At 24.6% G+C, this 12,798-nt stretch carries 8 protein-coding genes; all 8 read left to right on the plus strand.

What is annotated here, in order from left to right:
* The first annotated feature begins 38 nt into the window (after positions 1-38).
* Positions 39-4,172 carry an FtsX-like permease family protein gene (locus SGLAD_RS00650; RefSeq protein WP_134297130.1) on the plus strand — a complete coding sequence of 1,378 codons (4,134 nt, stop codon included), beginning with the start codon at positions 39-41 and terminating at the stop codon, positions 4,170-4,172.
* 3 nt (positions 4,173-4,175) lie between these two features.
* Positions 4,176-5,291, plus strand: a complete 1,116-nt coding sequence (locus SGLAD_RS00655; RefSeq protein ID WP_134297131.1) for a hypothetical protein — start codon at positions 4,176-4,178, stop codon at positions 5,289-5,291.
* Between the two features lie 11 nt (positions 5,292-5,302).
* Positions 5,303-6,364 (plus strand): hypothetical protein, encoded by a 1,062-nt coding sequence (locus SGLAD_RS00660; protein WP_134297132.1) that lies wholly within the window; start codon positions 5,303-5,305, stop codon positions 6,362-6,364.
* A gap of 69 nt (positions 6,365-6,433) precedes the next feature.
* Entirely contained in the window at positions 6,434-6,910 is a 477-nt protein-coding gene (locus tag SGLAD_RS00665) for a PTS sugar transporter subunit IIA (RefSeq protein ID WP_134297133.1), read from the plus strand.
* Positions 6,911-6,992: 82 nt separating this feature from the next.
* On the plus strand, positions 6,993-8,240 hold the full coding sequence (locus tag SGLAD_RS00670; protein WP_134297134.1) for a DnaJ domain-containing protein: 1,248 nt from the start codon (positions 6,993-6,995) through the stop codon (positions 8,238-8,240).
* 7 nt (positions 8,241-8,247) lie between these two features.
* Positions 8,248-9,141, plus strand: coding sequence for a pseudouridine synthase (locus SGLAD_RS00675; RefSeq protein ID WP_134297135.1), 894 nt, complete (start codon positions 8,248-8,250; stop codon positions 9,139-9,141).
* Positions 9,142-9,173: 32 nt separating this feature from the next.
* Complete coding sequence (locus SGLAD_RS00680) at positions 9,174-11,105, plus strand: hypothetical protein (protein ID WP_134297136.1); 1,932 nt, start codon at positions 9,174-9,176, stop codon at positions 11,103-11,105.
* Between the two features lie 65 nt (positions 11,106-11,170).
* The gene (locus SGLAD_RS00685; RefSeq protein WP_134297137.1) at positions 11,171-12,793 is read left to right on the plus strand and encodes a hypothetical protein; all 1,623 of its coding nucleotides are present in this window, start codon (positions 11,171-11,173) and stop codon (positions 12,791-12,793) included.
* Positions 12,794-12,798: the final 5 nt, after the last annotated feature.

Consider the following 12,798-nt stretch of genomic DNA (forward strand, 5'->3'; position numbering starts at 1 on the left):
AGGTAATGGTTTTAAATTAGTTAAAACCTAAAAATAAAATGAAAATACAAAAACCATTTTTTAGAAATGCTTTAAAAAACATTTTTAAAAACAAAATACAGTTTATAACGGTTGTGATTTTGCTTTTTATAAGTAGTTTAGTTTTAACTATGTGTTATTCAGCGACATCTAGAATCAATCGTTCTTACGAAAATTTTATCTCGGAAAAAAATAGTAATCTACATGATTTTGTAGTTGATCTTTCTTCAACTTCATATGTAAGTAGTGAAGCAAACGAAGATAAAATAAACTTTAACAAAATTTCTAATTCAGATATTAGAGATAGTTTAATAATGGATTATATTGTAAATAAACTAGCAAATAGTGAGTATTCGATTGATATTGATAGGGTTGAAACAAGAAATTTTACTTTATCTTCAAATAAAAATATTAAAGCAATAGGTTTAAATCCTGAACAAAAAGTTGATAAATTTATTGTAAATAAAGGTATGAGTCTAGAAACTTGAAAAACTTATTCTAGAGCAACTAATAATTTAACTTTAAAATGAGTTTATTTAGATGAAAGGTTTGCTAAACAAAATAATATTAAAATCAACGATATTGTAAGGTTGGAAGACGATACATATGGGTCTTCGGTTTTAGTGAAAAATAGTGAAAATAAAGATAAAGAATTTGATGAAATAATAAAACAATATGAAAATCAAGATATAAATATGTGAATTGATAAAACTCAATATAATTCAAATAGCTGATTTCAAGTTGTTGGTTTTGGTAATTCATCTGATTATATAACACCAATAATTAATGCACAAAATCCATTACCAGATTATAATAAAGAATGTTTAGCATATGTAAATCCTTTAAATTTTGGAATTGATTATAAGTATTATGAAACAATATTTTCTAATAATGAGTATGACTTTAAAAATTATACAAACACTAAAATATGATATACGGATAATGAAATATTAAATTTTGAAAGACTAAGAGTTTTATCTGAAAGTGATAAAGAAATTTATTTTGTAGGAGATATCAAAAATAATAATAAAGCAGAATCAATTAAATACATAAATAATATTTTAACTAATATGGAGTTTTCAAAAGATATCGGATTAAAGTCTAACTTCATAAATAGTTTAAACCCAGATAAAAGTGTAGCAACTTTGTTAGGTGATGACAATTATAAGATGAGTTCAAGAACCAACACTTTTCCTATTGTAGTTTTATTATTTAACATTGTTTCTTATGGTTTAATGGCAGTTATCTTAGGAATTGGTCTAATAATTTTAATCACTCAACTAAAAATGCAAATTGAAAAAGCATTTGGACAAATGGGAGTTTTAATTTCTTTAGGTTATAAAAAGATGCAATTAATACTTTCAAATAGTTTATATCCTTTATTAATAACTTTAACAGGAGGAATATTAGGTTATATTCTAGGCTTAACTTTTCAATGATTAATTGTTATATTGTTTAAAAAGTTTTTTGCTATAAATATTGAACCTTTTAGTTTTGATTGAAAATCTTGTCTAATGTCAATTATTGGAATGTTTATTTTTTTAGAAGCAGTTACATTAATTACATGCTTTGTAATGTTTAGTAAAAATACGACTTTAGAAATGATCAATTTTGAACAAAGAAGCGCAACAAATAAATTCAACTTATTTTTCAAGAAAATATTTACAAGAGGATCTAAGAAATTTAACTTAAAATTTGCAGGAGCAATTCTTTCTGGATCTCTATTAAAATTACTTGCAGTTTTTAGCGCTTTGTTTGTTTCTTCAACAATGATTACTATCGCTGTTATTGTGCCTAACATGTTAAATGAGAATAAAAAATATATGTATTATGGTGATGAGTATGACAATAAAGTAAGTTATTATTCTCCAATGTACAATAGTCCATTATCATTTTATAAAACCTATAATCCAGACGCAAGTCAAGAAGATTACGATAGTTTGAGTGCAAGCGATAAAATTAATAAACTTATTAATAATCAAACAAGTGCAAAATTTTATACACCTTCAAATGATTTGGGTGAATTAAATAATATGACCTACAAATCTTTTGACATTGATTATTTAAAAAATAAAGATTTAAAACTTCAAAATGGATCAGAATTATTGGTTTCTTCTTTAACAGGAAGCTTGTGACCAGATTTATATAAATATGTAAAACAATCTTGATTAGAAGATAAAAAGACTTTTATGGATGTTTTATTTGATAATGTTAAGTCTAAAGAACAAATTAATGACTTAGAAAATTTAAGATTATTTTATTTAAAATATCGAAACACAATAGGGCTTAACCTTAAAAAAGATGGATACTTTGACACCCAATCGAGTTTCTTAGAAAAACTATCTGAGGATGGTGGAAAAGATAACGATATGATTACAAAAGAAGAGTTTAAAAATTATGCAAACTATTCTGGATCAATTTTTATTGAAAAAAATGGAAGAATAAGAAATGATGATAACTATGAATATAGTTTATATGACTATATTGATAATGACATGAGATGATTATCAGATGCAGTTTCTATATGTGGTCCTATTTATAATTGAATTGTTGCTTATTTTAGAAACAACTTACAACAATCATTTTTGCAAGGTATCTATACAAATATGCCTTCAAATGTAAGAGAGATAATATTTAGAGAGTTTAATAAAGAAAAAGGAAATTTTAATCTTGGTTTTGGAATAACTCCTTTTAACAATGATAAAGAAGAATTAGGAACATATTTAAACTCTGTAATTAATAATGTTGGATTTAAAGTTTTTGGAATTAATCAGAACGGATTACAAAAACTTTATAATAAAAAAAATGAAGATATCAAAAACTTACTAACCGAAGAAAACTCTATTATTATTAATGAAACTCTAGCAAAAAATCTAAATATTGAAGTAGGTCAAACAATTGATGTTGATCATATTGTTGAATATTTAAAAAAGGATGACAAAGAGTTAGCTATTGATAGTTGAAAAACAGATAAAATGGATGCCTATGATTCAAACAAATACACTAGTGCAAAAAACTTATACAAAAGTAATGTTTTAAATCAAAACGATAATCCAAAAGGATGAGAAAACACTGAATTAAATCAAGACGATACTGTTGATCCCAAGGAAAAGAACTTAGTATATTATTCAAAAATAGATTTAAATAGTGATAATAAAGTTTCTCCAACAAATATGGCTAAACAAATAAAAGATGGACATATTAAAAAAGCTAATAAAATCATTAGCAATAATTATAAGGTTGTTGGAATTGCAAATCAGTATGGTAATGCAAAAGCATGAATCGATAATCAAAAAGCAATTGAACAAGCACAATTTGAAAAAACAAAGCCTTTACTGTTTAGTTTATTTATAAAAGAATGATTAAACCCACAAGGGACAGTTTCAACTGATGATAATTTCTTTATCCAAAAGATTAAAGGTTATGAAAAACAAAATAATAAAAACAATTATGAATCAAATTATAAAAATTTTGTAGAATGAACAAATTCAAATGATAACTATAAAAAATATTTAAAACTATTTGAATCTGAGTATCCAATGTTCAATTATAAATCTTCAAATGACTCAAGATTTACAGATTATTCATTGGGAGTAAGTTCTATACAAAGATATGGAGATTATAGTGTGTTTGGATTAAAAGGGGGAAAAACTTTAACTCCAACCGAACAATCTTATGCTGCTTTATCACAATCTTCTATAACAGATGCTTGAACAAGAAACGCTGTAAATGATGTTCTAAACAGAATCAATAGCACATTAACGACCATGATAACCATATTTTTAATGATCGTGATGCTAATTGGGCTTATAGTCATACTTTTAACTATTAATTCTGTTATCTTTAAAAATCAAAAAATAATTGCAATGATGAAAATACTTGGTTATAACAAAACATATATTATGAGATTATTTATCGGTATTTATGTACCCTCTGCTGTTTTTGGCTCATGCTTAGGGTTTTTAGCAGGATGATTCATTTTAAAATCAGCATTGCTATCAGCAACTGATTCAATATTACTGCCATACAATTTTTACATTTGATATCTTGTTGTTGGAGTTTTAGGAACTTTAGCACTATACTTACTAAGCGTTATTATAAGCTGATCTGCATTAAAAAAAGTAAATATGCTAATTGCAGTACAAGGAGGTTAAAATATGAAAACTTTATTAAAAATATTTACAGTTATTTCATTAGTAACAACACCTTCATTTACAATTGCATGTCAAGATAATAACTCATATGATGATATTGAAAGACCTGAACCTGAATTACCAATTCAAAAAATTGGATTTGAAAACGTTATAGTTGATGATATAGATATTCAAAAAATTTCTTATAATTATGATTTATATGAACAAATTATAAATAAATTAACTAAAGCTGGTTTTAAAATTAATAATTTAAATATAACTTTAAAAAAAATTGGTGTTGGAGTAATAAATAAAGATACAAGTGATTTATTTAGAAATGGAAAATATGAATGAACATTTTTAGATAAAAATAATGAAAATAACAAAATCACTGCAAGTATAATAATTAGAAACTCACAACATTTAGCAGATTTGTTTACAAATTTAAGCTTGGGTACAATTTATGATTCAAGGCCAAGATCGATATTAATTTCATTATTAACTAATAATTTAGGATTAATAAATATGATAAATTCTATAGCAGATCAATTAATAGATGAAAAAAAATTTATATACAATGAGGATAATACTAGTGCAAAAATTGAAGTAACAAAAGAAGATGATTTTCCAAAATTAAGCCAAGGTAAAGAAGGCATACCTAAAAAATTTTATGGAGTTATTAAAGTTGACTACAATGTTAAACCTTTTGATTATCAAAAGGTAGAAGATGATAAAAAAAGAGGAGTTAGTTTAGAAGAACTTTGAAAAAATATCAATGATTATGAGGAATCAAGTGATAAAAAATTTAACTATAATGTTGGAGTTATAAATCAACTTAACATTTACAGTTTTTTAATGACTTTAATTATTAATAACTTTAGTGATTATAAAAGTCAAATTTATTGACCAATTTTAATAAATGATATAGTTAGTGATGGTGATGAAGCGTTTAATTATAAACAATCTGATCAACAAGGAGCTATAAATGGCAAAGACTATATGGTTGAAATTAAATTTAAACCATATAGTAAAAGTTTACCAATAAATAATTTAAATGAAGAAATAGATAAAGTTTCTTACATTATTGATCAAAAAGAAAATGTTAAATTTTACTTTAGATATTTAAAAGAAATCAAATAAGGAGAAAAAATATGAAAAAATTAATTACATTGTTAGTAATAAGTACTTTTGTTGTATCAGCGTCATCAACTGTTATTGCTTGTCCAAAATCTACAGATAAAGAAAAAGAAGAAATTACAAATTTAGAGAGTTTAAAATATAAAGATTTACCAGCAGGTTATATGGTCGATGGAGTGTATGACTCAGAAAACTCAAACTTATTAAATAGTGATAAAGCTAATCAAAATAATAAATATAACATTAATGAAGAATCAATATTATTTTCATTAAATCAAATGAATAAATTAAATTTAACATTTGATGATGTAGAAATAAAATTAGAAGACTCAAAAACAATTTTTGATGGTGTTGGATTAACAGCAGAAGTAACTGCTAAAAGCGGCAGCTCTAAAGTAACAGGGAAGCAAACTTTAACTTTAAATAGTGCAGTTTCATTTTCTGGACTTTTAAGCAATAGAACTATAGATGATGTTTATTTAAAGCCAGAATCATATAAAAACATTGAAAGTCTTGTTAAAGAAGCAAATAATAAACAAGCATTAGCGGCTTTAGTTTTTGAAGCTATAGGTAATAAAAATCCAGCTTTAGAAGCTTTTGCTGGAATACTTGTTGAACAAGCAAAAAACATTCTATCTGAAGCTACAATTTCAATTAACAAGTTTACTATTTCAAAATCTCCCGAAAAAGGAGCTATCTTTAAAAAAGAAAAAAATATAGATTTTGAGATTAAATTTTTAGAAGATAACAGAACTATTATTAAATCTGACAATAATAGTTCTAAAACAAAAACTATGGAACTTACAAAATCAGCTTCTACTTTAGAAACTAAAAATAATTATCTACAGTTAAGAAAAGAAGTTTTTGAAAGTTTAGACGAAAGTACTAAAACTGCAATTGGTCAAGAAGAATTTTTAAACTTTTCTAAAGTAATTAAAATTAGTGAAAGTAAATTTCAAATTAATTTAGTACCAGGTTCTTCAAAAATGTACTCACATGATGCAAATTTATACATTATGTCAGAAAAATTTATGTTGTCAGGTGCTGCAAGTAACATTGTAGTAAATATAAAATAGCATTTTATATAATAAATTATTTAGTTAATAAAAATGGTGTAAAATAATTTTGAAAGGGGATAAACTCTTATGGGATTATTTACAAAAAATAAAAATTTAGAAGTATTCGCGCCAGTTGATGGTGAGATTATTGAACTTTCATCAGTTGAAGATGAAGTATTTGCAGAAGGTATGCTTGGTGATGGACTTGCTTTTGTACCAGCTAATGGTGATTTTTATGCACCAATCGATGGTAAATTAGTAACAGTTTTTCCATCAGGACACGCTTATGGAATTGCTAATAAAAATGGTGTAGAAATTTTATTACACATTGGAATAGATACAGTTTCATTAGAAGGTAAAGGTTTTGATGTTAAAGTTAAGCAAGATCAATCTGTGAAAGTAGGAGATTTACTTGTTAATGTTGATTTAAAAGAAGTTGCTTCAAAAGTACCATCAATTCAAACTCCGTTAATTTTTACAACAGATTCAATGAGTGGAAAGCAAATTGAAATTGTAAAAACAGGTAAAGTTGCTAAGGGAGATTTAATCGCTATTATTAAATAAAAGAAAAATGTTTATATAATATAAACATTTTTTTATTTTTATAGAGTAAAATAGTCTTAGATTATTTTTTTGGAGTGAGATTATGAAAAATAAACAAGATTATTATGAATTATTATCTGTTGATAAGAGTTTTTCTAAAAGCAAAATTATAAAAGCATATGAATCTTTAGCAAAAAAATATCATCCAGATAACAATTTAAATATTGAGAATGAGTTTTTAATGATAACTGAAGCTGCTATAGTTTTAACTGATAAAAAGAAAAAAAAGCTTTATGATGAAGGTGGTTTTGAAAAACTATACGGACAAGATTTACAAAACTATGCACCTCCAACATATAATGAAGCTTTAGAATTTTTACAAAACAAGAGACTAAGTAAAAATAATGAAATAAAAAATCAAAATTTCAAAGACTTTCAAGATAAATATTACGGTTTGTCAAATGAATTTAAATTTAATTCCCTAAATTGAAGAACAGATGGAATGATATTTATATTTTCTACACTATTTATCCCATTGATTTGCTGTTTAATTGCAAAAATTTTGTTTCCTGCAACTGATAGTTCTGCTTCAGCTTTACAAATGATATATATAATATCTGCATCAATTGGTGCTCTTGCTTTAATAACAATTCATAAAGGTGGTTATTTTAAATATGGATATGCTTGACAATTCTTATTCATAGTAATTCCTTTACTCGCTATATTATTAGGAATTGTATTTAGCAGTATAAATAAAGATATTTTAAATATGTTAGCTAATTTAATTCCTAAATTAGTGTTATTAGTTTTAATTGTTGTTATTGATAAACGCTTAATAAAAAGAATTATAGAAACTATTAAAAAACAGTGAAAACCACTTATTATAACTGTTGTTGTTGGTTTTATTTTAATGATTTTAATTGGTACATTTTTTAGTAGTGTAATTGAAGGACTGTTATTTAAACTTCCTGAATCAAAAAATCAAGAATCACTAAAAGGTTTATTGGATAATGCAGATATAGGAATGGGTTATAAAGTAGTATACGCTTTGTTACTATTTATGTACTCGGTAATTGTTGCTCCATTTGTAGAAGAAGTAGCTTTTAGAAATGCTTATTTTTTAAATGTTTCAAATAAATGATTAGCTTTTGTAACTAGCTCAATAGCTTTTGGATTTATTCACTATGGATTTACTGGTGACTTTAGTCACGCTCTTTCTTACTCAGCAGGTGCTTTTGTGCTTGGAGGAATATTTGTTTGAACAAAAGGAAATGTTACTCACACATGATTAATTCACTTTGCAAACAATTTATTTGCAATTATATTATTATTTAGCAGTGTAAATTGATAGGAGAAATATGACAATATTAAATGTAAATGAAAATGATGAAAATCAAACAATTTTTAATTTTATCAAAAAAAATTATAAAACAACTAATTTATCTGTTATTTATAAATGATTTAGAACTAATAAAGTTAAAATAAATGAAAAAAAAATTAAAGATCAAAAAGTTGTTTTAAAAAAAGGAGATGTTGTAAAAATTTATGATAGTGCTAATATATCAAAAAGATTAGTAGTAGAACTAGTTGATTATTCTAATTTAGAAATAATATATGAAGATCAAAATATTATAATTGTTGATAAACCTGCAGGATTAGAAATACACTCTCCAATTAACATAAGTTTAGATCAAATTGTAAGAAGTTACTTAATTGACACAAAACAATATGATGTTGATTTAGAAAACTCATTTGTAATAAGTCATGTTCATAGACTAGATAAACTTACAAAAGGTTTAGTTATATATGCAAAAAATAAAGCAAGTTTAAACACATTATTAACTGCAATAAAAAATAAAGATATGATAAAAAAATTTTACAAGGCTAAATTAGAGAGTAATAAAATTAATCTTGGATTAATACAAGGTTATATTAATTATGATTCTGAAATTCAAAAAGCAAATTTTATTTTAAATAATAAAAGAAATTATAAAAAATGTTCACAAATACATAAGTGAATTGATAAAGAAAACAATATTTTAGAAGTTAATTTGTTATCAGGCAGAAAACACCAAATCAGAGCAGTTTGTGAATTTTTTAACGCTTCAATAGAAAATGATTTTAGATACGGTGCTCAAAGAACTTCTAAAAAAGAAATTAGTTTAATTGCTTATAAACTAGTATTTGACAATTTTTCAAATTTTTTAAGTTATTTGAATGGTAAAGAATTTTACTCAAAAATTGATTTCTAAAATGTTATTATTATATAAATGGGGGAAAGCAAATGTTATCTACTAAACAAAGCATTTTTAGTACTATTGTAGGAACCTTCATATCTCTTTTTAACACAATAATACAATTATTGCTAATTTATTGAATATTAGAAAAATATGGGACTCAATTTAACGGGTTTGTAAGAATTGTTAGCTCTTTTTCTTTAATTATTTCAACTGCAGAAAGTTCATTAGGTGTAGCAACAACTATTTTACTAGTTAGACCTTTAGTACATAATGATTGAATTACAGCAAATGAAATTTATTCAACTTCAAAAAAACTTTATCGAAAAGCAAGTGTTACTGAAATTAGTATGACTGCATTTGCTTGTTTTGCTTATCCTTTATATGCAGGAGTGTCATCAAGTGGTGGCTTTTTTGAGTCTGCAAGTTGACAAAGTATTTCTATTCCTTTAGCAGGAATAGAATCAGGTCAAGCGACTTATTTCATCTTAGTATTTGTAGCATTAGCTTTTAGTTGTAAAAATTTCATAGGTAATTATTGATTTAATTCGTACGAGTGTGTAATGGCAGCAGATAGTAGAAATACAATCAGAAGACTAATTATACTATTTAGTGATATTTTAGTGTATTCAATAATGTTTTATTTAATGAGTTTAGACTACATTATTGCTTTTATACCTTTTTTTAGTTTAATTATTTATAGTCCAATTAAAGGTCTATTAGTTTCTTTATATGTAAAAAGAAAATATGTATGATTAAAATATTATCGAGATTTCAATAGTATTAAACTTACATCAATTTCTGCAAAAATTTCAAAATCTTCAATCGGTACTTCAATATTAATAAATGCAGATATGATTGTTGCTGCTTTATTATTGGGTTTGGGTGTATCATCAACCCTATCACTTTATTTAGTTATTGCTGTAAATGTTAGATTAATAATGACTAATTTTATAACTTCTTTTAAAGATTTTTTTATTACATTAGTGGCTCAAAGAGGAAGAATCAATTGGGAAAGCTATTCTAAGTATGAATTATACACATATTTAGTAGCGGCATTTACTTTTATTAATATGGCAATACTTTCACCTTATTTTGTAAGTGCGTTATATTCTGATCTAGCTTTATCTAATTTAGAATCACAAAAGTTTGTCGAAGCTGAAAATGAAGCTTTAAATTTTATGTTTTTTAGTCCAAAATTTTCAATTTTGTATGCATTTTCAACCGCTTTAATAATCTTATGTGAAGGACAAATTACATTAATTCATGCAAAAGGAAGATACGGAGAAGTCTCTAAGTTTCAAAATATACTTGGAGGTACTTATTTAATTTGTGTGTTTGGACTTGTATTTTTAGCAAAAACTTTAAAAATTGGTGGAGATAATAATGTTTTAATATCAGGTATTATAACTTTATACGTTTTAAAATCACTATTCTTATTAATTAGATATTGCTATTTATGATTATATGTATGAAGATATGCTACATACAACTCTACATTTAAACACGTTTGAAATAATCTTGCAATTTTATGCACTGGTCCAATTTTAATGACAGCATTCACTTTGCTTTACCTAGATAAATATTTTGATATTAAGCAAAAATCCACAGGTCAAGGAACTCCATTACTACCACTAGTTTCATTATTTTTTGCAACAGTTTTTATAAGCGCAATTATATTAGTATTAACAGCATACATTTTTTCGCCAAAAACTATGAATGGAATAATTAAAAATTTACCACTAATTAATAGAATTGTTAACAAAAAAGTGACTGACGCTAGAAAGAAACGATTTGAAGAAAATGGAATTGATATTGATAAAATAGTTGATAAATCAGATCAATTAGGACCTGCGTTATACGGAATAGTTGATGAGTCAGCTGCAGCTGAACTATCACTTGAAACAATTGAAATAAAAGTAGAACCAAAAAATGACAAAATATATGTTTTAAGAGGTAAGGGTGAAGAAAACGATTAGTTATTTAAATTAAGGTTTAGAAAATATGTTTTTCAATGAGTGATATAATCAAATTGGTGAACTTAATGGAAAATATATCAATATTAGTTCCAATTATGCTTGCTCTAGCATACATATTTGTTTTTTATGCTTCTGGAGTAATTATTTTAGAACTTATAAAATTTAAAACAAAAAATCCATTTGCTTCAATTGCAGCGGGTTTTTTTTCATATTTTACTTTTATATCAATTTTCACTTTTCCGTTACAATTAATCTCAGTTTTACCTTATGTATTTTTTATATATTTTTTATGATCAATTACAATTGTTTATATTATATTTTGTATAGTATTTGCAAAATACTGATTATCTTTAAACTTTTTAAATAAGAACCTAATTATATTTTTATTTGTTTTTCTAATTTTAGGTGTCGTATGTTATTTTGAATATAAAGTTTTAAACACAACTAGTGAATTCTCTAGACATAAAAATATATTATCAATTCTTTCTTGATTGAAAGACAACCCTGTTTCATTTTTTAATAATGCAACCCTATTTAACTTTCTTGGGTTCAGACCATTTCAAGGTTGATATACATTTGAATTAGCATTGCTAATGTTAACTAGTGCACAAAGTTATCAATATCAAGATGTTTTAATTCCTTTTACATTTATTATTGATATAGTTCTATGCGCTTCAATTTTTATTACAATGTTTGAATCGTTTGAAAAAACATTTTCAAAAACTAATAAATTTATCTTATTGTTAGTTTCGCTCTTTACGTTCACAATTACAAAAGTTGGATTTATTTATTTAAATGATAATTTTTGAACAGGCGACACAATATTTTCATACTTAATTTTTTATGTAATAATTTTATCTTTAAGATACACTACATTAAATTATCGAGAAAGAAAAGTTCCAATTTTTATTGGTTTAGTTATGGGTGGTTATATTTCATTTGCTTGAAATAGTTCCTATCAAGTTTTATTTATAATTTATTGTATTTTATTTATTATTCAAAAAAAATATTCACAAAATTTTACAAAAGACTTTTTAAAGATTTCACTTTTTGCAATTGTTGACTTAGTATTTTTTAACTTAGTTTCTAAATATTATTTACAAACAATTTTATTTGCAGCTTTATTTTTATTATTAATTGTAACATCATATTTTATGTCCAAAAGATATGCAGCTGTTGTTAAGTTTGAAACTTTTGTTGATAGAAGAATTAATTTAGTAACTTTAATTTTACCTTTAGGGTTTATGATTGTTTCGATTGCAATGGCTTTAAAAAATAATAAATCATTTGTAGATCCTCAAGAAAGTTACTTAAACTTTTTATACGTATGAACTTCTTTTTCATCCAATGATGTATTAAGGTTTTGAGTTACATTTGTTGTAGCTATTTCTATTCTTGTAATATCTTTTATATGAATATTTATTCGAAAAAAATTTAAAATAAATATTTTATCAGCAGTTGTGGATTTAGTTTTAATCAATTACTTGACATTTTACAATCCTATTGTTGTGCGGTTTATAAATTTAATTTACCCTATGATGAGTCAGTCAAATGGATTGATTATGATTGTCGAAGGGGCTGTACTTATAAATGTTTTAGCTTATTGATGTTTTAACAAAATAGAAAACAAAAAACAAAATAATAAAGGAATAAAAATTATTAAAAATTTTAATTGATTAAAACTATAAGGAGT

Origin of the sequence: Spiroplasma gladiatoris (genome assembly GCF_004379335.1) — a bacterium.
Taxonomy (GTDB): Bacteria; Bacillota_I; Bacilli_A; order Mycoplasmatales; family Mycoplasmataceae; genus Spiroplasma_A; species Spiroplasma_A gladiatoris.